Genomic DNA, 22,807 nt, shown 5'->3' on the forward strand with positions numbered 1-22,807 from the left:
CCCGGGCGCCCCTGGTGCCGCGCGTCCAGCACCGGCCCCTACCCCAGGTCGCCGCCGGCCACCGGGAGGATGCTGCCGGTCAGGTAGGACGCCTCGTCCGAGGCGAGGAACACGATGGGCGCGGCCTGCTCGTCCAGGGTTCCGTAGCGCTTCATGAAGGACGATTCCACGGTCTGGTCAACGATGGTTTGGTACCAGTCCTTCTCAGTCGCGGATTCGGCCTCCGGCCCGCGCTTGACCTTCCGCGGCGGGGCTTCCGTGCCGCCCGGGGCGGTGGCCACCACGCGGATGCCGTGCCCGGCCACCTCCATGGCCAGCGACTGGGTCAGGGCGTTCACGCCACCTTTCGCCGCGGCATAGGGCACCCGGTGCATTCCCCTGGTGGCTACCGAGGAGACGTTCACGATTGTGCCCGTGCCCTGCTCCATCATGGCCGGCAGGACGGCCCGGCAGGTCCAGAGCGTGGGAAAGAGCGAGCGGCGGATTTCCTTCTCGATCTTGTCCTCGTCGTACTCCTGGTAGGGGCGGGCCCAGATGGTGCCGCCCACGTTGTTGACCAGGACGTCCACCCGGCCGTGGGCTGCGAGCGCGGTCTTGATGGCCTGGGTGGCGCCGGCGAAGGTCTCCAGGTCTGCTGTGACGGCCGTGGCCGACCCGCCCGAGCCCGACGCTTTTGCGGCCTCGTCGATGCCGCGGGCAACGTCGTGGACCAGGTCCGCGCGGTCCACCAGGACCACGGCGCCGCCTTCGGTGCCGATGCGCTCGGCCACCTTCTGGCCGATCCCCTGGGCTGCACCGGTGACGACGGCGACCTTCCCGCCAAACCTGCCCGGGGTCACGTATTGCCCGGCGTACGGCGCAGCCATCAGAGGGCGGCCTTGGCGTCGATGGCACCGGCCATGGTGTCCTTCGCGTCCTGGGCATGGGCGGTGATGACGGCGCGCAGGTGGTCCTTGTCGCCGCGTTCGAAGGCGTTCACGATCTCAAGGTGGTCCTGGGTGACGCGTTCGAAGATCGGCGTGCCGGCTTCGAAGGCCGCGGCCATCTGGGCGTGGACGTCCAGGCGGCGGTAGGACTCCAGGAGCATCGGGTTGTCGCAGACCATGAAGAGGTACTCGTGGAATTCCTCGTTGGTGCGCGCGAACTCCTCGGGGTCGGTGATGTTCCCGCCCTGCACCGAGCCGGTGGTGGCTTCCGCGAGCCGGCGGAACTGGCGAAGCTGCTGTTCGCTGAGCCTTCCCAGCAGCAGTTCGCTGACCGCAAGCTCCAGGCCCATGCGGGCGTCCAGTTGGGCGAAGCTGTCCTCCTTGCGGAAATCCAGCCGGCCGGTTTCCAGCGAGGACACGGCCTCGCCGCGGCTCATGGTGTCGCCTTCGGCCTGGATCTTCCCGACCGGTGCGGGGGCCCCGGTTTCGGCGTCGCCCCCGGTGGTCTCCTTCGGCGCGAAACGTTCGAAGTAGAAGTTGGCGGGCTTGACGCCTTCGGTATCCAGCCACTTGGAGACGGCGTTGACCATGGGCGGCGGGCCGCAGAGGTAGATGTCCACGTCGCCGTCGTTGAGGTGCTTCGGTTCGATGATCTGGGTGACGTAGCCGGTGTGCGGGGCGGAGGTGCCGGGCTCGGAAGCGATGTAGTCCCAGGTGAAGCCGGGCAGTTTCGCCTCGTAGGCGCGGAGCCAGTCAAGGCCCACGATGTCCGCCTCGCGGGTGAGCCCGTAGATCAGGTGGACCGGGGTGGAGGGCGGGTTTTCGGCGAGCTTTTCCAGGATGGACAGCAGCGGGGCCAGTCCGGTGCCGCCGGCCAGGAGCAGCAGGGGCCGCTTGGGCTCGCGCAGGAAGAAGGATCCGTATGGGCCGGTGAACTCGATGGCATCGCCTACCGCGGCGCGGTCGCGCAGGTACTCGGACATGGCACCCTGCGGGGTCACACGGACCATGAAGGATGCGTCCTGGACCTCGGGGCCGCTGCTGAAGGAGTAGGAACGCTCGGCGTCGGTACCGGGGACTTTGAGGTTGACGTACTGACCGGGCAGGAAGGCCAGCGCGTCCCGGTTCTCCACCTCGAGGGTGAAGGAGACCGTGGTGTCGGTGTGCCGGTTGAGCTCCTTGATGGTGGAGCTGAAGGTGGCGGCCGCCGTCTTAGCCGATTCGGACGTGGCCGGGATCTGGATGGCAAGGTCGGACTCCGGGACGGCCTGGCAGGTCAGCAGGTAGCCCTTTTCGAGCTCCTCTTCGGTCATGGCGTCGTCAATGAAGTCGCCCGGGTCGAAGGAGCCGGAATCGCAGAACGCCTTGCAGGTGCCGCAGGCGCCGTCGCGGCAGTCCGACGGAATGTTGATGCGCGCCTTGTAGGCGGCATCCATGACGGTCTCGTAGTCGCCGACCTTGATGACTTTGGTGACGCCGTCTTCGAAGCTGAGGGCTACTTTGTGGCCCATGGGGTCCTCCTGACTGGGGCGGGCGCGTCGTCGCGTCCGGGGAAAAGTTCTGGCGTGCCCGGCGGGCACGGAATGGGACCTGCCGTGCGGAGCCCGTACGTACCGGGCGCCGGCTGGGGGCAGGTCAGATCATGTAGACGTCCACCACGTGGTGGATGTAGTCGTTCTTCAGGACGACTTTCTTCTTCAGGATCACCGGCTGCGGGCCGGAAAGGTCCACCGTGTAGTAGCTGGTGCCGAAGTAGGTGTCCGTCGTGTTGTAGCGGAAGTAGAGGGTGAACCAGTTGAAGCGCACGTCCACCTTTCCGCCGTCGTTCGCCACAACCTCGACGTCCGTGATGTTGTGGCCCGTGCGCGGCTCCGGGAGGGAGGTGGCCGATGACCTGTCGGTCTTGATCCGGAACACCCGGTCCTCAATGCCGCCGCGGTTGTCGTAGTAGATCAGGGAGATCTCGTTCTGGGGATCCTGCGTCAGCTGGTCGTCCACGTCCCAGGCCGGCATCCAGAATTCGGAGTCCGGGTGGTAGCACTCCAGCCATTCATCGAACTGGCGGTCATCCAGCAGGCGGGCTTCCCGGTAGAGGAACGCCCGGACGGTTTCGAGGGTTGCGATCTCCTCCGCGGTCTGCAGGACCGGGGCGGTGTGGATCAGGTTGGTCATAGGTTCTGCGCTCTCTGTGGTTCCGGCGGGCTCTCTCAGGCGGTGACGGGAACGGATTCCAGGGTGGAACGCTCCTCTTCCTCCGCCAGGGCCCGGTCCATGACTTCCTTCCAGTACCCGTGCTGGATGGGGTAGAGCCCCTCGTCTTCGGTGCGCACGCCAGAGGCGATCACCCTGGTCATGCCCAGGGCCTGCGCCTGCTCGTCCGGGCCGGCGATCTCGTGGGTGGATCCGCGGGTCATGTCGTTCCACGGGGCGCTGGTGGCCCAGTAGGTCTTGTTGCAGGAGCGGAATTCCTCCAGGTCGTCCGGGGTGGCCATGCCCGTGGCGTTGAAGAAGTCCTCGTACTGGCGGATGCGCTTGGAACGGTTCTCCTGGGACTCCCCCTTGGGGGCGATGCAGTAGATGGTCACCTCAGTCTGGTCCGCGGAGATCGGCCGGAAGTGGCGGATTTGCGAGGAGAACTGGTCCATGATGTAGACGTTCGGGTACAGGCACAGGTTGCGGGAGATGTTGATCATGAAGTTGGCCATCTCCTCGCCGTACTTGGCCACAAGCTCGTCGCGGCGGTCCCAGAGCGGGCGGTCCTGGGGGTTGGTCCATTCCTGCCACAGCAGCAGGTGCCCGTGGTCGTAGGAGTAGAACCCGCCCTTGACCTTGCCCCATTTGCCGGCGTCCATGGCCTTGGTCTTGTTGGCGGAGTCTCCGGCGCTGCGGCGGGCCGTGGTGGCTGCGTAGTTCCAGTGCACGGCGGTGACGTGGTAGCCGTCGGCGCCGTTCTCGGCCTGGACCTTCCAGTTGCCGTCGTAGGTGTAGGTGGAGGAACCGCGCAGCACTTCCAGGCCTTCGGGTGATTGGTCAACGATCGAGTCGATGACCTTGGTGGCGTCCCCGAGGTGCTCCACGAGCGGGAGCACGTCAGCCTTCAGCGAGCCGAACAGGAAGCCGCGGTAGGACTCGAAGCGGGCCACCTTGGTGAGGTCGTGTGAGCCTTCCTTGTTGAAGGTCTCCGGGTAGCCGGCGTTCCTGGAGTCCTTGACCTTCAGCAGCTCGCCGGAGTTCTTGAAGGTCCAGCCGTGGAACGGGCAGGTGAAGGTGGTGCGGTTGTCCGTCTTGCGGCGGCACAGCATGGCGCCGCGGTGCGAACAGGCGTTGACCAGGCAGTTCAGGTTCCCGTCCTTATCCCGGGTGATCATCACGGGGGTGCGGCCAATGTAGGTGGTGAAGTAGTCCCCCACGTTGGGGATCTGCGACTCGTGGGCGAGGTACACCCAGTTGCCTTCGAAGATGTGCTTCATCTCAAGTTCGAAGATCTCCTGGTCGGTGAAGATCTCGCGCTTGGCCCGGATGACGCCGTTCTCTCGGTCGTCGATCACGGCGTCGGCAAGGACCTCGCGGGCATGGATCAGGTTCTCGGTCATGGCGTGCTCCTTCATTGGAGATTGCTGGACGGATGGGCGGAGGTCCACTCGGGAAGAGGCTTCGGCGGCGGACGTTGTCCAGCAATTCTTGCCGCTGGTGACTGCCCTCACATCAGGCAAATACCTAGGTTCCACCAAGGGTGTATTTATGTACTGATAATGACTCAAAAGACGCCTAGTTGATATTTGTAGCGTCCTTATCTGCGGGCCTACGCTTGAGATCGAGATCACGCGGTGCCGAGCAGGGCAGGTGGAACGTCCCGCCCCGCAGGCCGCGTGGGGAGCAGGAGCCCTTCCTGTCCCATTCAATGAAGAAGGTGGACATCGTCATGACCCAAACCCCAACGGACAGCCGCACGGAAAACGAAGGCACCGCCGTCGAAGCAGGCTCCAAGGCGACCGAGCGGTTCGCTGCGTCAGGCAAGCTCTCCCGCGTGGATGTATCCAAGGAACGGGTGAGCCTGCTGGCCGGCGCACTGATCAAGGCCGCCAACGACATCGTCGTCGAGCACCAGGTCACCTATGAGGAATACAACGCCCTGAAAGCATGGCTGATCAAGGTGGGCACGGACGGTGAATGGCCGCTGTTCCTCGACGTCTGGCTTGAACACACCGTTGAGGACGTGAACTCCCAGGACCGTCCCGGCACCGTCGGCACCATCGAGGGTCCCTACTACGTTCCCGGCTCTCCGGAACTCCAGACGCCCGCCACCGTGGAAATGCGCGACGACGAAGAGGGCACCCCGCTGCGCTTCACCGGCCAGTTCACCGACACCGACGGCAACCCCATCCAAGGTGCCCAGGTGGAGATCTGGCACGCGGACGCCGCCGGATTCTACTCCCAGTACGCCCCGGGCATGCCCGATTGGCTGTTCCGGGCCACCGTCAAGGCCTCCGACGACGGCCGTTTCGAGATCAACACGATGCGTCCGGCGCCCTACCAGATCCCCACGGACGGCGCCTGCGGGCAGCTGATCAACGCCGCGGGCTGGCACGCCTGGCGTCCCGCGCACATCCACATCAAGGTATCCGCGCCGGGCTACGAGCCGGTCACGCAGCAGCTGTACTTCCCCGGCGACCCCCACAACGCGGACGACATCGCCTCGGCCGTGAAGCCTGAACTGATGTTGGACCCCCGCCCCCGTACCGACGGGAAGGGCGAGGAAGTAGTTTATGACTACGTCCTGGCAAAGCAGGGCCAGAAGAAGTAGCACGCAAACTGGGAGACACCCCCGCACGGAGGCGCTCCGGAGCTGATGCTTCGGAGCGCCTCCGGTTTTTCCGCCCCAGCCAGGAGCCCCGATGAGCCATCCCCGCCACCACCCGCCCGCCACGTCCGTCGGGTCAGCCCCGCCGGCACCGGCGCCGGAACCCTTGCTGGAACGCCCCGGCGTCCGGCCCGCGGGTCCGCGCCGGATCCTTCGCGACATGGGCCTGTCCTATGTCTCCAACGGGGCTATCGGACTCATCTTCGCGGCGTCCGGACCCATCGCCGTCACCTTGGCCGTCGGGACGGCCGGTGGCCTGACGCAGGGCCAGCTGTCGTCCTGGGTTTTTGGCATTCTCTTTTCCGGCGGGGCGGCCACGCTGCTGATGTCGCTCATTTACCGGCAGCCCCTGGGCTTCGCCTGGTCCATCCCCGGCACGGTGCTCCTGGGACCGTCCCTGCAGCACCTGGCCTTCCCCGAAGTCGTCGGGGCCTTCTTCACGTCCGGGGTGCTGATCCTCGCCCTGGGCGCCACCGGGGTGGTGCGCAAAGCCATGGCGCTGGTGCCCATGCCGCTCGTGATGGCCATGGTGGCCGCGGTGTTCCTGAAATTCGGTACGGACATCGTTGCCTCGACCCAGGAGAACCCGGCAGTGGCTGCTCCGATGGTGGCCGCGTTCCTGGTCCTCACCGCAGTTCCCATGCTTGGCAGGTTCCTGCCGCCGGTCCTGGGCACCCTGGTGACGGGCTGCATTGCCGTGGCGGCCAGCGGCCAGTTCCACCTCCCGCCCGGCGGACCGCTCCTGGCCACCCCGGTTTTCACGGCCCCTGAATTCACCTGGGCTGCCCAGCTTGAGCTGGTGGTTCCGCTGGCCATCACCGTACTGTTCGTTCAAAACGGCCAGGGCATTGCCGTGCTCCGCGCCTCCGGCCATCAGCCGCCCGTGAATGCCTTCGCTATTGCGTCCGGCGCGTTTTCGGTGCTGAACGCCGGGTTCGGCGCCGTTTCCGCGTGCGTCACAGGTCCCACCAACGCCCTTTTGACGTCGTCGGGGAGCCGCCAGCGCCACTACACGGCGGCGGTGGCGTACGGCGTACTGGCCCTGGTGTTCGCAGCATTTGCTCCCACGCTGACGCGGCTGATGCTGGCAGCGCCCAAGGAATTCGTCCTGGCACTGGGCGGCATAGCGATGCTGCGGGCCCTCCAGCAGGCCTTCGTGACGGCCTTCGCAACCAGCTTCACCCTGGGTTCGCTGGTGACGTTCGTGGTGACCATCTCCGGCCTGAACCTCTTCAACATCCATGCAGCCTTCTGGGGCCTGGTCATCGGCTACGGGGTGTCCCGCCTGCTGGAGCGCGCGGACCACGCCGGGCAATAAGCCGGACCGGCGTTTGCGCGTGCCACAGCGCCCGGCAGGGATTTATCTGCATCAGCGCGGGTCTGGTTCTACCGCCCAGGCCAGCCGGTGCAGGAAAGTTGCAGTCCTGCTCCTGAACGCCAGCCACGCGGGCCGCTTCCACCCGGGCTTCGCACTGATTTGCGGCGCGTGGGGCTGCGCGCTATCGCCCGCGCGGATGGGGCCGGCGAATAACAGGGCAATGAGGCTTGCGCTTTCCATCGTTCTCCAAGCTGTCCAGATACATCAGAGTGTGCAAAGAATGTGCCCTGCCGAAGAAGCCTTCAAACACTGTCAGCAGGCAGGGGCCAAATTTCGAAAAATGGGTTCCCGGCCGGTTAGGCAATAGTCTGGCCGGATGGGGACCAGTGCCGTGAACTCCGGCGAACAAGTGGACAGACAGACCCGCATCCTCGAAGCGGCGATAGATCTGCTGTCCCGCCACGGCATCTCGGGCGTTAGCATGCGCGCCGTGGCACGGGAAGCCGGCGTGGCGCTGGGCCTGGTCAACTACTACTACGACGACAAGACCACCCTCATTCGGGCCGCCCTGCGCCGGGTTGATGAGCATGACCTGCTGCTCGTTGCCCCGGACCCCTCAGTGGCCCCCGACGAACAGCTGCGCAAGGCCCTCCGGCGCGTGGCCGCCGCCGACCTGCTGACCACGCGGTACCTGTCCCTGCGCCTGCACCTTTGGGCCCTGGCCCAGGCCGACGAGGACTACGCCCAGATCAACGCCGCCGCCTTCGACCGGTACATCGACGGCCTGGCAGCGCTCGTCTCCAACGCGAAACCCGCGCTGTCATGGGAGGCGTGCAGGGAGCGGGCTGCGGACATCGTGGTCATCCAGAACGGCATGTGGCTGACCGCGCTGCTCGGCGTGGACAAGGCCTCCATCCAGCGGAGCATCGAGCGCACGGAGCAGATCGCTTTCGCCTGAGACGGCTGTCTGCAAGGCAACGGTAACCCCACCAAAGTCATTGAACAAGTGTTCAAGAAATGTATTGAACACTTGTTCAACGTGCATTACTGTCCTTCCTATGACTTACGCCACACCGGTTCGGGATGCAGCCCCCACCGAAGAAACTGAGACAGCTTCCTCCCTGTTCATCAACGGCGTGTGGGAGCCGGCGGCGTCCGGCGCTGTGCGCCGGATCCACAACCCGGCGGACGGCGAGCTGGTGGCCACGGTCTCCGAGGCCGGCCGGGAAGACGCCGAACGCGCCATCGCAGCGGCCCGTGCCGCCTTCGATTCCGGCGTCTGGTCCTCCGTCCCGGCTCCTGAGCGCGGCACCTTCCTCCTGAAGGTTGCGGCGGAACTTCGCGAACGCCGCGAAAAGTTCGCCCGCGCCGAGTCCCTGGACACCGGCAAGCGGATGGTCGAAAGCCGCATCGACATGGACGACATCGCCGCGTGCTTTGAATACTTTGGCCGGTTGGCCGGGCAGCAGGCGGGCCGGGTGGTGGACGCCGGGGACGCCGCCGTCGTGAGCAGGATCGTCTACGAACCCGTCGGCGTCTGCGGCCTGATCACGCCGTGGAACTACCCCCTGCTCCAGGCCGCGTGGAAGATCGCCCCCGCACTGGCTGCCGGCTGCACTTTTGTCCTCAAGCCCTCCGAGCTGACCCCGTCCACCAGCATCCTGGCCATGCAGCTGCTGCAGGACCTCGGCCTGCCGGACGGGGTGGCCAACCTCGTCACCGGCGCCGGCGCCCAGGCGGGCGCACCGCTCTCTGAACATCCCGACGTCGACCTCGTCTCCTTCACCGGCGGCCTGGAAACTGGCAAGCGGATCGCCGCGGCCGCCGCGGGCACCGTCAAGAAGGTGGCGCTGGAGCTGGGAGGCAAGAACCCCAACGTCATTTTCGCCGACGCTGACTTCGACGCCGCCGTGGACAACGCCCTCAACGGCGCGTTCGTCCACTCCGGACAGGTCTGCTCGGCAGGGGCACGGTTGCTGGTGGAGGAAACCATCGCCGAGCGCTTTGTGGCCGAGCTGGTCCGTCGCGCCCAGGACATCCGGCTCGGCGGCCCGTTCGATGACGACGCCGAAACCGGGCCCCTGATTTCCGCAGCGCACCGGGACAAGGTGCACGCCTACGTCCAGCGCGGCATCGCGGAAGGTGCGCGGCTCCGCACCGGCGGCGAGGCACCGGAAGGCGAAAAGTACGACGCCGGGTTCTACTACCAGCCGACCATCCTGGACCAGGTGCAACGCGGCATGTCCGTGGTCACCGACGAGGCGTTCGGCCCCGTGGTCACCGTGGAAACCTTCCGCACCGAGGACGAGGCCGTGGCCACCGCGAACGACACCATCTACGGCTTGGCCGGCGCGGTGTGGACCCAGGACGCCGGAAAGGCGCAGCGCGTGGCGAACCGGCTGCGGCACGGCACCATCTGGATCAACGACTACCACCCCTACCTCCCCCAGGCCGAATGGGGCGGCTTCGGCCAGTCCGGCGTCGGCCGCGAGCTGGGCCCCACGGGCCTGGCCGAGTACCAGGAAGCCAAGCACATCTACCAGAACACCAACCCCCAGGTGACCGGCTGGTTCGCTGACAACGGCAAGGAGAACTAGATGCACTTCGACAACATCGAGGACCTCAGCGAGCGCTCGTTCGATTACATCGTGATCGGCGGCGGATCCGCCGGCGCCGCAGTGGCCGCACGCCTGAGCGAGGATCCGGACGTCACCGTGGCCCTGGTGGAGGCCGGGCCGGACGACCGCAACATCCCGGAAATCCTGCAGCTGGACCGCTGGATGGAGCTGCTGGAATCCGGCTACGACTGGGACTACCCGGTGGAACCGCAGGAGAACGGCAACTCCTTCATGCGCCACGCACGCGCAAAGGTCATGGGTGGCTGCTCCAGCCACAACTCCTGCATCGCCTTCTGGGCGCCGCGGGAGGACCTGGACGAGTGGGAAGCCAAGTACGGGGCTACAGGCTGGAACGCGGACGCTGCCTGGCCGCTGTACAAGCGGCTGGAAACCAACCAGGACGCCGGCGCGGACGCACCCCACCACGGGGACTCCGGCCCCGTGCACCTGATGAACGTGCCCCCGGTGGATCCTGCCGGCGTCGCGCTCCTCGACGCGTGCGAGCAGTCGGGCATTCCCCGCGCAAAGTTCAACACCGGCACCACCGTGGTCAACGGTGCCAACTTCTTCCAGATCAACCGGCGCGCAGACGGCACCCGGTCCTCCAGCTCCGTGTCCTACATCCACCCCATCATCGAGCGCCCAAACTTCACCCTGCTGACCGGCCTCCGCGCCCGCCAGCTGGTGTTCGACGCGGACAAGCGCTGCACCGGCGTCGACGTGGTGGACGGAGCATTCGGCCGCACCCACCGGCTCTCCGCCAACCTCGAGGTCATCCTCTCCACCGGCGCCATCGACTCCCCCAAGCTGCTCATGCTGTCCGGCATCGGTCCGGCCGCGCACCTGGCCCAGCATGGCATCGATGTCCTGGTGGACTCCCCCGGCGTGGGCGAGAACCTGCAGGACCACCCTGAAGGCGTGGTCCAGTTCGAGGCCAAGCAGCCCATGGTGCAGACGTCCACGCAGTGGTGGGAGATCGGCATCTTCACCCCCACCGAGGAAGGCTTGGACCGCCCGGACCTGATGATGCACTACGGCTCCGTCCCGTTCGACATGAACACGCTGCGGCACGGCTACCCCACCACGGAGAACGGCTTCAGCCTCACCCCGAACGTCACCCATGCCCGGTCCCGCGGGACGGTCCGGCTGCGCAGCCGCGACTTCCGTGACAAGCCCATGGTGGACCCCCGCTACTTTACGGACCCCGAAGGCCATGACATGCGCGTCATGGTGGCCGGCATCCGGAAGGCCCGCGAAATCGCCGCCCAGCCTGCCATGGCGGAATGGACCGGCCGCGAACTCTCGCCCGGCGTCGAAGCGCAGACGGACGAGGAACTCCAGGACTACATCCGCAAGACCCACAACACCGTCTACCACCCGGTGGGCACCGTCCGCTTGGGCCCGGCCGACGACGACATGTCGCCGCTGGACCCCCAGCTGCGGGTCAAGGGCGTCACCGGCCTCCGCGTCGCCGATGCGTCCGTCATGCCAGAACACATCACCGTTAACCCCAACATCACCGTCATGATGATCGGCGAGCGCTGCGCCGATCTGATCCGCGCCGACCACTCCGGCGCGGACACCCTGGAAGAGAAGGAGCTCACCGCGTCCCTCGCCTGAGCGGCGGGTTATAAGGGGCCGCATTCCCAACAATGACGGCCCCCGCAGAACGTTATTCCGCCGCACCCCAGGGCGGCCGTTCCCATCGTGCTTTTCTGATCTAGGAGTCCATATTGGAACCCAGCAAGAGTATTGATTCAAGCGGCATGGACGAATTCGGCTACACCCAGACGCTGGATCGAAGCATCGGCAAGTTTGCCAGCTTCGCCGCGGGTGTCAGCTACATCTCCATCCTCACCGGTGTTTTCCAACTGTTCTACTTCGGCTTTTCCATGGCCGGCCCGGCGTACGCCTGGTCCTGGCCCATCGTGTTCGTCGGCCAGCTGATGGTGGCCCTCTGCTTCGCCGAGCTGGCCGGCCGCTACCCCGTGGCGGGATCTGTCTACAACTGGGCCAAGCGGCTCGCATCCGGGACCTCGTCCTGGCTGGCCGGCTGGCTGCTGCTGCTGTCCTCCATCATGGCGCTGGGCTCGGTGGCGCTGGCCCTGCAAATCACCCTGCCGCAGTTGTGGTCCGGCTTCCAGTTCGTGGGTGACGGCACCGGCCCCTACGACTTCGCCATGAACGGCGTGGTGCTGGCCACCATCATGATCACCATCTCCACCCTCATTAACGCGTTCGGCGTGAAGCTGATGACCAGGATCAACAGCATCGGCGTCTTCGTGGAGCTGATCGCGGCAGTGCTTCTGATCCTGGCCCTGGCCTGGCACGTGGTGCGCGGGCCGGAGGTCTTCTTCCAGACCAACGGGTTCGGCGAGGGCCACGATCTGGGCTTCTTTGGCGTCTTCCTGATCGGCGCCATGGCCTCCGGCTACGTTATGTACGGCTTCGACACCGCCAGCTCGCTCGGGGAAGAAACCAAGGATCCCAAGAAGACCGCCCCTAAGGCCATCCTGCGCGCCGTCACGGCCTCCTTCCTGCTGGGCGGCGGAATCCTGCTGTTCGGCATCCTGGCCGCGCCGGACCTCACGGACCCGCAGATCGGCTCCCCCGACGGCGGGCTGCAACACATTGTGCTCTCCGTCCTGGGCGGACCCTTCGGCAAGGCCTTCCTGGCCTGCATCGTGGTGGCCGTGGTGGTCTGCACCCTGGCCGTCCACGCCGCCGCCATCCGCATGATGTTCGCCATGGCCCGCGACAACAACCTGCCCTTCAGCCGGCAGCTCAGCAAGGTGGATCCGGCCTGCCGGACCCCCACGGTGGCGGCAATCGTCATCGGGATCTTGGCCGTCATCCCGCTGCTGGTCAACGTCATGCAGCCGGCCATCTTCACCATCCTGTCCAGCATCAGCATCGTGCTGATCTACCTGTCCTACCTCCTGGTCACGGTTCCGCTGCTGCGCAATCGGCTGCTGAAGAAGTGGCCCCTCGTCGCCGACGGTTCCGAACCCGGATTCAGCATGGGCAAGTGGGGGCTTCCCGTGAACATCCTCGCCGTCCTCTGGGGCGCTGCCATGACCGTGAACCTGGTCTGGCCCCGCCCGGAGATCTACAACTCGGTGCCGCCGTTCGAGTGGTACCTGCAGTGGGGCGGAGTGATGTTCGTGGCCGCCGTGGTGGTTGGCGGCACCCTCCTCTACCGGCTGAAGATCCGGCACCAGACCGGGGTGCTGGCCGAGCACGCCGCGGCCGTGGCCGCGCATCCGTCGTCAAACGACCCGCGGTACGACGCGCCGGAGGAAGCAGTGCCGGCCAACGCGGTCATGGCAACCGAGGCCAACTAACGCTGCATCTAAGGGTCGACGACGGCACTCACCCGGGTGCCGTCGTCGGCCTTTCCGCGTCGCCAGCCCCGTCATGTTGAGAACCGGCGTCACACAACGGAACGGCCAGCTGCTCCGGACCGCCAACGCCCTACCCTTGACAGGTGACATTGACTACGATCCGCACCGCCGCCGCGGGCTCCCTCGCCGCCGCCGGTCTCCTGCTTTCCCTCGCCGCCTGTTCCACGCCGGCCGCCAACCAGCCCAGCGCATCTGCGCCCGCTTCTTCATCGTCGGCTTCGTCCAGCGCTTCGACCTCTGCCGGCCCGTGCGCCGGCGTGAAGGTCATCGTCGATTCCGGCGCCCTGAAGCAGTCCGCCGCCGATACCTCCACCTGCGTATCCGTGGACGGACCCACCGTGGCCGCCAAGGTTCTCGAACAGGCGAAGATCAAGACCGAAGGCACCACGCAGTACCCCAACGAACTGGTGTGCCGCGTGAACGGCGTTCCCGCGGCCGACTTCGACATCAAGCACAAGGACGGCACCTACCGCGAGGAGTGCAAGGGCATGCCCGCGGCCTTCGCCTACTGGTCACTGTGGGTCAAGCCGGCCTCGGGTGACTGGGCCTACGCGCAGGAAGGCGCGGCAACCCAGCAGGTCAAGCCGGGCGAGAGCCTGGAACTGCTCTTCACGGTCGACGGCGAGCCGGCCGCCCCCGCGGCATGACCTTCCGGCCCGCGCCGATGCGCGCAGCGGCAGTCCTCGCCGCTGTGTTCATCGCGGCGCGGGTCGCCTACCGCGTCCTCTTCAATGGAGCGGGCACCGGCAGCCCGGTCCTGCTCAATCTTCCGCCGCTGCGCCTGCCCGCCCCGTACGCCCACGTGGTGCTCCTCGGCCCGGTCACCGGACCCGGGCTCTGGCAGGCTGTGCTGTCCGCTCTGCCCATTGCACTGACCATCCTCGGCTTCGGTCTGCTCAATGCCTGGGTGGATGTGTCCCGAGGCTTCGTGCGCCTGGCCCGCGGCGGCCCCCTGCAGGGGATCGCCCGAATGCTGGTGGTGGCGTGGGCTGCGCTCCCTGCCCTGTCCGACGCCGTGGCATCCGTGCGCCTGGCGTTCCGGTTGCGGGGCGAACGCTTTGGACCCCGCGCGCTGGTGCCCGTGCTGGAACGCACCCTTGAACACGCCGGCAGGGTTGCCGCGGCCCTGGAGCTGCGCGGCTTTGGCAGCCGGGCAGGGCATGCACAAGGGTTCGACGGCGCCGCGCCGCTTGAGATCCGGGACGCACGGTTCCGGATCGCTGACGTGCGCAAAGAGGTGGACCGGTTTGTGCCGCAGGCCGGGTCCGTCACGGTCATCACCGGGCCGACCGGCTCCGGCAAGTCCACCATCCTGCGGGGGATCGCCGGCCTGCTCTCCCACGTGGACGGTGGAGAGATTTCAGGCACGGTACGGGTCGGCGGACTGGACCGCGCTGCTGCGCCGCCGCGTGACACCGCCCGCCTTGTCGGCGTCGTGCTGCAGAATCCCCGTGCAGCCTTCGCCACCACCCGGGTCCGGGACGACATTGCCCTGGCCCTTGAGCTGCGCGGCGTACCCAGCGCTGCCGTGAAGGCGCGGGTGCTGGAGGTGGCGGAACGAATCGGGGTCACCGCGTTGCTGGACCGTAACGTCAGCACCCTCTCGGCCGGTGAGGCGACGCTGGTGGCCATCGCCGCCGCCGTCGTGGATCACCCCAGGCTGCTCCTGGCTGACGAGCCCCTGGCCGACCTCGACGCAACCGCTCGGGCCCGCGTCATCACCGTGCTCAGCTCCCTGGCCCGGGAGGAGGGGGTCTGCGTCGTCGTGGCGGAGCACCGGGCGGCGGCGCTGGTCCCCATTGCTGATTCGTGGTGGACCATCGAGCGCGATGCCCTGGTGCCTGGCGCTGCGCCGTCCGCGGCTCCTGGCCATCCGGAGCCCGGCCCGGCCCGGGAGCTGGCGGACTCCGTGCCCGTGCTGACCGCGGCCAACGTTTCGGTGCACCGCGACGGCAAGCCGCTGGTGCGTGACGCGTCCCTGGCCCTGCACCCCGGTGAGATTGTCGCGCTGGTGGGCCCGAACGGGGCCGGGAAGTCGTCCCTCCTGGTGGCGCTGGCCTTGGGTGAGGGAGCTGTTGAAGGCAAGGTCGACGGCGGCCGGGTGGCCTTGGTGCCGGACGCCTCGGACGACCTGTTCACTAGGGACACCGTTGCGGGAGAGCTCCGCGCCGCCGAGCGGCGCCTGGCTCGGGGCAAAAAGGGTGGGCCGATGGCGCCCGGCTACGCGGCGTCGCGGCTGGCCCTCCTGCGGGGAGATGCCCCGATTCCCATTGGCCACGAACACCCCCGGGATCTGTCCGCCGGCGAGCGCCGGATCCTTGCCATCGCCCTGCAGACCATGAACCGTCCGCAGGTCCTGCTGATCGATGAGCCCACCCGCGGCCTCGATCCCACGGCCCGGACAGCCGTCTCGGCCGCACTCCGGGCAGCAGCGGACGACGGCGCAGCAGTGCTGATCGCCACTCACGACCGCGAGTTCGCCCACGGCTTGGGCGCCCGGATCCTGCCGATGCGGGAGGGCGTGGCCCCGGCGGCCGAAGTAGCCATCAGCCCCGAGCTGCTTGTCCTCCCACCTGCGCAGATTGTCCCGTCGGCCGCGCCGGCAGTTGCAGGGCCTCAGCCGGCGGCCCTCAACGAGCGGGCTGACTCCCGGGACACTGTAAAGCCCCGCCACGTCCGGATGCCGCGTGCAGTCGAGCTGGCCGTCCTGGCAGCCGCCAACCTGCTGGCCCTCGCGGCGTTCTGCTGGCCGCTGCTTGCCGCGGCCCTCCCTCAGGACGCCACCGCTGCCCTGCCCTACGCGGCGCTGGCCATCGCACCCGTGGCGGCGGTCGCCGTCGTGGTGTCCCTGGACGGTTCGGTCCGCTCGGCACACACGGTGGCACTGCTCGGCGTGCTGGCTGCCGTCGGTTCCGCTGTGCGGGTGGCGAGCACCGGCGTCGGGGGCGTGGAGGCCGTTTTCATCCTGCTGATCCTGGCCGGCCGGGCGTTCGGTCCGCGATTCGGTCTGCTCTTGGGCGCGGCAACGATCGCCGTCTCCAGCGTGCTGTGGGGTGGCGTTGGACCGTGGACGCCGTTCCAGATATTCGCCTGCGCGTGGGTGGGCGCGGGGGCCGGAATGCTCCCCCGCCGGGTGCGGGGCAAGGCCGAACTGTGGATGCTGGCCGGCTACGGCGTCGTGGCGTCCTATGTGTTCGGGCTGCTGCTGAACCTGTGGTTCTGGCCCTTCGGGGTGGGCGGCGGCACGGGCATTTCCTACGTTCCGGGCGCACCGCTGGCCACCAACCTCAGCAGCTTCCTGCTCTACTCGCTGTTGACCTCGACGGCGGGCTGGGACACCCTTCGCGCAGTCACCACGGTGATCGGCGTCGCCGTGGTGGGGCGTGCCGTGCTCGCCTCGCTCCGGCGGGTGAAGCCGGTCTCCAGCACCGGCAGAAGCGCCGGCGGACATGCTGCGCAGGACAGGAACCAGCTACAACTCAGGGTCTGAGGACATCCGAAACCCGATGAATCCGACGGCTCCCCGTCGTTTGGGCCTGTCCGCCCGGAAGGCCCGGGTTTTCCCCGACCTCCGCCCACCGCAGGTAAATGCCTTCGCCAGATTCGGGTACCTGCTACCCGGGTGCCCGTTAGACCGCGGCCGTACCGTGGACAGCGGAGCCGGCGGCGAAGGTGTACGGCTGAGACCACGTGCATCTCCCCCAGTCGCCGCCGGCCCCATCCCCGGTGAGAGAGGCCTTGCTGCGGTCCCTACGCGTCGGAGCGCAGTGGCAAGACATTTGAAGGAGAACGGCCAGCATGAGCCCTCGCGAAGCACCAACCTACGAGCCGACGCATTACGAAGCTGGCTGGCGGTTGAAGCCGCGCCCGTGGCCTGTCGGGCCCAGCGAGAGCTACGGAAAAGTGGACTTTGATGACGGTGAGGGAAAGGCCGTCCTCACCCTCTACATTCAGCGCACGCCCGAAGAAGGTTATGTCCTGCACGTCGAGCACTTAACCGCGCCGCTGCGGGTGGATGGCACGCTCCTTCGCCTGAGCCCGGCTCCTCACGTGGACAGGGAAGCCGCGGACTTCCGCAGGATCTCCGCTGCCCGTACGGCCGCCGCGAAGGCTGCGGCCGAGCTGGACGCCGCCGTCAGCGCCGCCCGCGCGAAGGGAGACTCGTGGGAGGTTATCGGTGCCGCCCTCGGCACATCCGCTCGAACTGCCCGGGAGCGGTTCGGACACCACTGAGACGACCGCGAAATCTGCTGTCGACGCGTATACAACGGCGGCTAAGCGGCCAGCCGCGAAGGCGCATTCCGCACACAAAAGACCGGCGCCAGCTCACACCTTGAAGTACTTGGCCTCCGGGTGGTGGAACACGAATGCGTCGGTGGACTGTTCGGGGTGCAGCATGAGCTCGTCGCTGAGGACCACGCCCATCCGCTCCGGCTTCAGCAGCTCCGTTACCTTGCGGCGGTCCTCCATGTCCGGGCAAGCGGGGTAGCCGAGCGAGAACCGCGCACCGCGGTAGTCGAGCTTGAAATACCCTGCCGTGTCCTTGGGCTCCTCGGCCGCAAAGCCAAGCTCCTTGCGGATCCGGGCATGCCAAAATTCCGCGAGCGCCTCGGTGAGCTGCATGACCAGGCCGTTGAGCTCGTAGTAGTCGCGGTACTGGTTGGCCGCGAACATCTTGGAGGTGAACTCCTCGATCTTGGAACCGGCGGTGACCAGCTGCACGGGCAGCACGTCGATCTGCCCGGATTCGCGGGACTTAACGAAGTCGGCCAGGCACAGGTGCCGGTCACGGCGCTGGCGCGGGAAGTCGAACCGCAGGCGGTCGGTGCCGATGGGGCCGCCTGAACCACCGTCGGGGGCGAGCAGGCCTGCCTGGCCCAGGACGCCGTCGGGATCCTCGCCGTGGTGGAGGACCACCACCTGTTCGCCCTCGGAGACCACGGGGAAGTAGCCGTAGGCCACGGAGGCGTCCAGCATGCCTTCGCCCAGGATGCGGTCCAGCCAGTAGCGCAGGCGCGGGCGCCCCTCGCGTTCCACGAGTTCCTCATAGGAGGCGCCGTCCTCGCCGCGGCCTGGCTTGAGGCCCCACTGGCCCATGAAGGTGGCACGCTCGTCGAGGAATGCGGAGTATTCGTGCAGGGAGACGCCGCGAACAATGCGGGTACCCCAGAACGGCGGCGACGGAACGGGGTTGTCGCTGGCGACGTCGGACCGGCCGGGCATGGCTTCGGGCTCGGTGATCGTGAACTTCGCGCCGCCCTTGTGGATGCGCTTCTTCAAAGGCGGCAGGCCGACGTCGTCCGGCGACTCGCCGCGGGCAACGCGCACCAGCGGTTCCATGAGGGAAAGGCCCTCGAAGGCGTCCTTGGCGTACCGGACCACGCCGTCGAACTGCTCCGCGAGGTCCTGCTCCACGTAGGCGCGGGTCAGGGCTGCGCCGCCGAGGATGACAGGCCACTTCTTGGCCAGGCCGCGGGACTGCAGCTCGGCGAGGTTTTCCTTCATCACCACGGTGGATTTCACCAGCAGGCCGGACATGCCGATCACGTCCGCGTTGTGCTCCTCCGCGGCGGCGATGATCTCGGCAATGCCCTGCTTGATGCCGATGTTGATGACCTTGTAGCCGTTGTTGGTGAGGATGATGTCCACCAGGTTCTTGCCGATGTCGTGCACGTCGCCGCGGACGGTGGCGATCACCATGGTGCCCTTGCCGGACGAATCCGACTTCTCCATGTGCGGCTCCAGCAGGGCCACTGCGTTCTTCATGACCTCGGCGGACTGCAGCACGAACGGCAGCTGCATTTCGCCGGCGCCGAAGCGCTCACCCACCACCTTCATGCCCTCGAGCAGGTGGTCGTTGATGATGCCCAGCGGGGTCATGCCCTCGCTGCGGGCCAGGTCCAGGTCCGCTTCGAGGCCCTTGCCTTCGCCGTCGATGATGCGCCGTTCAAGGCGCGCGCCGGTGGGCAGCGCCGCGAGTTCGGCGGCGCGCTGGTCCTTGAGGGCAGCGGTGTCGACGCCGGCGAACATGTCCAGCATGCTGGCCAGGGGGTCGTACGTGACGTTGCCGTCGGCGTCGTATTCGCGGCGGTCCCAGACGAGGTCCAGCGCCACCTTGCGCTGCTCCTCCGGGAGGGAGGCGAGCGGGACGATCTTGGCGGCGTCGATGATGCCGCTGGTGAGGCCCGCCTGCACGGCCTCGTGCAGGAACACGGAGTTCAGGACGACGCGGGCTGCCGGATTCAGGCCGAAGGAGACGTTGGAGACGCCGAGCGTGGTGTTGATGCCGGGGTACTTGGCGGTGATCTGGCGGATGGCCTCGATGGTTTCGATGCCGTCCCGGCGGGTTTCTTCCTGGCCGGTGGCGACGGGGAAGGTGAGGCAGTCGACGATGATGTCCTCGACGCGCATGCCCCACTCGCCCACCAGGGCGTCGACGAGGCGGGAGGCGATGGCCACCTTGCCTTCGGTGGTGCGGGCCTGGCCCTGTTCGTCGATGGTCAGGGCGATGACGGCGGTGCCGTGTTCCTTGACCAGCGGCATGATGCGCGCGAAGCGGCTGTTGGGGCCGTCGCCGTCCTCATAGTTGACGGAGTTGACCACCGGGCGGCCGCCGATGAGTTCCAGGCCGGCCTGCAGCACGGGCGGTTCGGTGGAGTCGATGACCAGCGGGAGGGTGGAGGCGGACGCGAACCGGCTCACCACTTCCTTGATGTCGGCGACGCCGTCGCGGCCCACGTAGTCGATGCAGACGTCCAGCAGGTGGGCGCCGACGCGGATCTGCTCGCGGGCGATGTCCACGCAGTCGTCCCAGCGTTCTTCGAGCATCGCCTGGCGGAAGGCCTTGGAGCCGTTGGCGTTGGTGCGCTCACCGATGGCGAGGTACGCGGACTCCTGGTCGAAGTTCACGTGCTGGTACAGGGAGGCGACGCCGGCTTCGCGTTCTTCGGGGACGCGGGCGGGTGCGGTCTTGCCGTTGGCGGCTTTCGTGTCCGTGGTGACCACAGCTTTGGTGCGGAAGGGCGCAAGACGTTCGACGACGGCAGCCATGTGTTCCGGCGTCGTACCGCAGCAGCCGCCAACCAGGCCCAGGCCGAATTCACGCACGAACTGTTCGTGCGCGGTGGCAAGTTCGGTGGGTGAGAGCGGGTAGTGGGCGCCGTTGGCGCCCAGCACCGGGAGGCCGGCGTTGGGCATGCAGGCGATGGCGACGGAGGACTGCTTGGAGAGGTGGCGGAGGTGTTCGCTCATCTCGTCCGGGCCGGTGGCGCAGTTCAGGCCGATGGCGTCGACGCCGAGCGGTTCCAGTGCGGTGAGCGCGGCGCCGATTTCGGAGCCCATGAGCATGGTTCCGGTGGTTTCGACCGTTACCTCGACGAAGATGGGGAGGCGGATGCCGCGGTCCACGATGGCCTGCTTGCAGCCGTTGACGGCGGCTTTGGTCTGCAGGAGGTCCTGGCTGGTTTCGATGAGGAAGGCGTCTGCGCCGCCGTCGATCAGGCCCTGGGCCTGGAGGGCGAAGGTCTGCTTGAGGTAGTCGTAGCTGGTGTGGCCCAGGCTGGGGAGCTTGGTGCCGGGGCCCATGGAGCCGAGGACCCAGCGCATGCGGCCGTCTGTTTCTTCTGCTGCTTCGGCGCGTTCGCGCGCGATCTTGGCGCCCTTGCGGGCGAGTTCCTCGATCCGGTCGTCGATGCCGTAGTCCGAGAGGTTGGACCAGTTGGCGCCGAACGTGTTGGTCTCCACGGCGTCGATACCCGTAGCGAAGTAGGCGTCGTGGATGTCCGCGATGACGTCCGGGCGGGTGTCGTTGAGAATCTCGTTGCAGCCCTCCAGGTTCTGGAAGTCCGTCTCCAGCTGCAGGTCCCGGCCTTGGAGCATAGTGCCCATGGCGCCATCGGCAATGACGACGCGGTGGTTCACGCCATCCAGCAGCTCCTGCGAGCGGGCGGGGCGGGGGACGGACTCGATGTCCAGTGCGAAACGAGGCATTTAAACAGGTTACGGGCGACACGCCGAAACATTGCTTCGTATGTCAGTGTGCTACGACGGGGGCGGGTGGCAGGAAGTTCCGCGACGCTAAAGCGGCTCTTGGCGTATGACTTTGCAAAAAGACGTACCTCTGCAGGACTAGCTGGTTGTGAGTAGTCGTTGAGACAACAATGTGGGGTCTGGTGGATAACTGAACCCGAATCGTTCATCGAACCCTTTGAGTACCTGCTACTTGGACACCCAACAGCTATTGCTGGTCAAGGTCGCCGAGTCGTTGAGCCGACTGCAGTGCTGCAACAGCCACATATCGTTGCCGACGCACCCATGCATTACCTCGGCCACTACGCTGGCGCTGAAGCGGAGATTCTAGTGTTACGTGCCCCTTGGTACGGCCTTCGTCGTCAGCACGCGTAAGTAGGAAGAGTTGGTATTCATTGTCCGTCCAACCAAACTCGCGCCCGTGTTTGATGATCTCAGCGATTTGCCGATCCTGATCATTCTTCGTGCTCATTCTGCGCCCGATCTCATCAGGCGTCCAAGCTACATAATCGATGCGTTCGAGAACCTTCGCTACATCAGTTTGCACGGCAGAGTCTGCATAAAAACCAATGTGGCTAATTTGCCTGAAGAAACGTCCTGGCTTACAGATATAAGCACCGTACTGCTGGTAAAACGGCCAAGCTTCGCGTGCCGAAACGATAGCAGCTATTGACTCAGCTGCTTGTGGCCGGATGTCCAACAAAGCTGGAACACGGCAGAGGCCCCTCACCCATAATTCGAGGTCCACATTTATCCACCGAAGAAGATCCATCGCCTGCTCGAACCGTTCCTCAAGCGGAAGATCAAAGACCGCCTGATGATGCGCAATTCTATTTCGTAGATTCCTCAAAGCAAGGACACTCTTGTGGACAGTGTCTCGCTTGAAGCCCGCGCCTCTATTTGGAAACGCATAAACCAGATGCCGTCGAAACAACTCCTCGTACGAGGGACCAAAAATCCCTTCCCATATGCCGAAAGTCATTGCCGAAAAGACTTTGTCTCGAGAGGCGCCCTCCGCCCGAGTCCCCAGATGCTTCACGGCCGTCTTGTAAAAATTCAATTCATGTTCAGTCAGGAAAGTTGAACTCGAGAACCACCAACCATTCTGGACACGCACGCGCGCCGTCTCTTTCACCTCGAGCGGCTCAAGAATCCCGTCCACGGCGTTCCGCAGAGCGACTTCAACATGTGAGATTAGCTCGAAGAACGCAGCTGCCACGGATACGTTCCACTCGTAAAGCTCGCGCGCTGCCGTTGGGTCGTAATTAGCCGCCACCATGTACTCATCGAAGCGGCGCTTTGTGATCCACGCGGTCAGGTCCTGCATGCTTCCCCTCGATCAAGATTGCTCACAGCGCTATACTAGAGGAGCGCCCCAGATCGGCCTCTGGTCCATAGCAGATTATGCCGCTGGGGCGCACTTCTGACGACAGCCTTCACGCTTCGCATACGAAACGCCCGATCAAAGCGTTACAGGACAGTAGTAACGAAACCAGGCATTTTGGGCACGACGGCCGGGCGGTGTTGCCTGCATGGCGAAGACATAGGACTTAAAATGGCGCTGCTGCCAGGCGTCCTCGCTGCTGAGACACGACGAAAAAGGGCAAGTCGCTCCATCGACGACTTCACGTCGCCCCCTAGCTTAAAGTTGA

At 66.3% G+C, this 22,807-nt stretch carries 15 protein-coding genes; 9 read left to right on the forward strand and 6 right to left on the reverse strand.

What is annotated here, in order from left to right:
• Window positions 1-38 precede the first annotated feature (38 nt).
• From ACTAQI_RS15170 to benA, 4 genes are all read right to left on the reverse strand, one after another.
• Complete coding sequence (locus ACTAQI_RS15170) at window positions 39-866, reverse strand: 1,6-dihydroxycyclohexa-2,4-diene-1-carboxylate dehydrogenase (protein ID WP_457946935.1); 828 nt, start codon at window positions 864-866, stop codon at window positions 39-41.
• Window positions 866-2,437, reverse strand: a complete 1,572-nt coding sequence (gene benC, locus ACTAQI_RS15175) for a benzoate 1,2-dioxygenase electron transfer component BenC (RefSeq protein ID WP_457946936.1) — start codon at window positions 2,435-2,437, stop codon at window positions 866-868. Before benC ends, ACTAQI_RS15170 begins: the two co-directional genes overlap by 1 nt.
• A gap of 124 nt (window positions 2,438-2,561) precedes the next feature.
• Entirely contained in the window at window positions 2,562-3,098 is a 537-nt protein-coding gene (gene benB / locus ACTAQI_RS15180) for a benzoate 1,2-dioxygenase small subunit (RefSeq protein ID WP_457946938.1), read from the reverse strand.
• 35 nt (window positions 3,099-3,133) lie between these two features.
• Complete coding sequence (benA, locus tag ACTAQI_RS15185; protein WP_457946940.1) at window positions 3,134-4,519, reverse strand: benzoate 1,2-dioxygenase large subunit; 1,386 nt, start codon at window positions 4,517-4,519, stop codon at window positions 3,134-3,136.
• Between the two features lie 329 nt (window positions 4,520-4,848).
• On the opposite strand from benA, the gene catA reads away from it, so the two are divergent.
• The 9 genes from catA (at window position 4,849) to ACTAQI_RS15230 (ending at window position 17,360) form a co-directional block, all read left to right on the forward strand.
• Window positions 4,849-5,730, forward strand: a complete 882-nt coding sequence (gene catA / locus ACTAQI_RS15190; RefSeq protein WP_457946941.1) for a catechol 1,2-dioxygenase — start codon at window positions 4,849-4,851, stop codon at window positions 5,728-5,730.
• Window positions 5,731-5,821: 91 nt separating this feature from the next.
• Window positions 5,822-7,105 (forward strand): benzoate/H(+) symporter BenE family transporter, encoded by a 1,284-nt coding sequence (locus ACTAQI_RS15195; RefSeq protein WP_457946943.1) that lies wholly within the window; start codon window positions 5,822-5,824, stop codon window positions 7,103-7,105.
• A 376-nt stretch (window positions 7,106-7,481) separates the two neighbouring features.
• Entirely contained in the window at window positions 7,482-8,063 is a 582-nt protein-coding gene (locus ACTAQI_RS15200; RefSeq protein WP_457946945.1) for a TetR/AcrR family transcriptional regulator, read from the forward strand.
• A 100-nt stretch (window positions 8,064-8,163) separates the two neighbouring features.
• A complete protein-coding gene (locus tag ACTAQI_RS15205) occupies window positions 8,164-9,702 on the forward strand; it encodes an aldehyde dehydrogenase family protein (protein WP_457946947.1) in 1,539 nt (512 codons plus the stop codon).
• Window positions 9,703-11,343 (forward strand): GMC family oxidoreductase, encoded by a 1,641-nt coding sequence (locus tag ACTAQI_RS15210; RefSeq protein WP_457946948.1) that lies wholly within the window; start codon window positions 9,703-9,705, stop codon window positions 11,341-11,343.
• Window positions 11,344-11,489: 146 nt separating this feature from the next.
• On the forward strand, window positions 11,490-13,067 hold the full coding sequence (locus ACTAQI_RS15215) for an APC family permease (protein ID WP_457951074.1): 1,578 nt from the start codon (window positions 11,490-11,492) through the stop codon (window positions 13,065-13,067).
• 143 nt (window positions 13,068-13,210) lie between these two features.
• Window positions 13,211-13,774 carry a hypothetical protein gene (locus tag ACTAQI_RS15220; RefSeq protein WP_457946950.1) on the forward strand — a complete coding sequence of 188 codons (564 nt, stop codon included), beginning with the start codon at window positions 13,211-13,213 and terminating at the stop codon, window positions 13,772-13,774.
• Window positions 13,771-16,617: an ATP-binding cassette domain-containing protein gene (locus ACTAQI_RS15225; RefSeq protein WP_457946952.1), complete on the forward strand. Its 2,847-nt coding sequence runs from the start codon at window positions 13,771-13,773 to the stop codon at window positions 16,615-16,617. The genes ACTAQI_RS15220 and ACTAQI_RS15225 overlap by 4 nt, the downstream gene beginning before the upstream one ends.
• Window positions 16,618-16,925: 308 nt before the next feature.
• Complete coding sequence (locus tag ACTAQI_RS15230) at window positions 16,926-17,360, forward strand: hypothetical protein (RefSeq protein WP_457946953.1); 435 nt, start codon at window positions 16,926-16,928, stop codon at window positions 17,358-17,360.
• Between the two features lie 93 nt (window positions 17,361-17,453).
• On the opposite strand, the gene metH is transcribed toward ACTAQI_RS15230, so the two are convergent.
• Window positions 17,454-21,116 carry a methionine synthase gene (gene metH / locus ACTAQI_RS15235; RefSeq protein WP_457946955.1) on the reverse strand — a complete coding sequence of 1,221 codons (3,663 nt, stop codon included), beginning with the start codon at window positions 21,114-21,116 and terminating at the stop codon, window positions 17,454-17,456.
• A gap of 247 nt (window positions 21,117-21,363) precedes the next feature.
• The gene (locus ACTAQI_RS15240; RefSeq protein ID WP_457946957.1) at window positions 21,364-22,482 is read right to left on the reverse strand and encodes a hypothetical protein; all 1,119 of its coding nucleotides are present in this window, start codon (window positions 22,480-22,482) and stop codon (window positions 21,364-21,366) included.
• Between the last annotated feature and the right edge of the window lie 325 nt (window positions 22,483-22,807).

The sequence above is a fragment of the Pseudarthrobacter sp. alpha12b genome (assembly GCF_054130495.1).

Excerpts from the sequence above, each read along its gene's own strand:
- benC (WP_457946936.1), bottom strand. The coding sequence starts at position 2,437 with ATGGGCCACAAAGTAGCCCTCAGCTTCGAAGACGGCGTCACCAAAGTC.
- benA (WP_457946940.1), bottom strand. The coding sequence starts at position 4,519 with ATGACCGAGAACCTGATCCATGCCCGCGAGGTCCTTGCCGACGCCGTG.
- ACTAQI_RS15225 (WP_457946952.1), top strand. The coding sequence starts at position 13,771 with ATGACCTTCCGGCCCGCGCCGATGCGCGCAGCGGCAGTCCTCGCCGCT.
- metH (WP_457946955.1), bottom strand. The coding sequence starts at position 21,116 with ATGCCTCGTTTCGCACTGGACATCGAGTCCGTCCCCCGCCCCGCCCGC.
- ACTAQI_RS15210 (WP_457946948.1), top strand. The coding sequence starts at position 9,703 with ATGCACTTCGACAACATCGAGGACCTCAGCGAGCGCTCGTTCGATTAC.
- ACTAQI_RS15170 (WP_457946935.1), bottom strand. The coding sequence starts at position 866 with ATGGCTGCGCCGTACGCCGGGCAATACGTGACCCCGGGCAGGTTTGGC.
- ACTAQI_RS15205 (WP_457946947.1), top strand. The coding sequence starts at position 8,164 with ATGACTTACGCCACACCGGTTCGGGATGCAGCCCCCACCGAAGAAACT.
- ACTAQI_RS15240 (WP_457946957.1), bottom strand. The coding sequence starts at position 22,482 with ATGCAGGACCTGACCGCGTGGATCACAAAGCGCCGCTTCGATGAGTAC.
- ACTAQI_RS15215 (WP_457951074.1), top strand. The coding sequence starts at position 11,490 with ATGGACGAATTCGGCTACACCCAGACGCTGGATCGAAGCATCGGCAAG.
- ACTAQI_RS15200 (WP_457946945.1), top strand. The coding sequence starts at position 7,482 with ATGGGGACCAGTGCCGTGAACTCCGGCGAACAAGTGGACAGACAGACC.
- catA (WP_457946941.1), top strand. The coding sequence starts at position 4,849 with ATGACCCAAACCCCAACGGACAGCCGCACGGAAAACGAAGGCACCGCC.
- ACTAQI_RS15195 (WP_457946943.1), top strand. The coding sequence starts at position 5,822 with ATGAGCCATCCCCGCCACCACCCGCCCGCCACGTCCGTCGGGTCAGCC.
- benB (WP_457946938.1), bottom strand. The coding sequence starts at position 3,098 with ATGACCAACCTGATCCACACCGCCCCGGTCCTGCAGACCGCGGAGGAG.
- ACTAQI_RS15230 (WP_457946953.1), top strand. The coding sequence starts at position 16,926 with ATGAGCCCTCGCGAAGCACCAACCTACGAGCCGACGCATTACGAAGCT.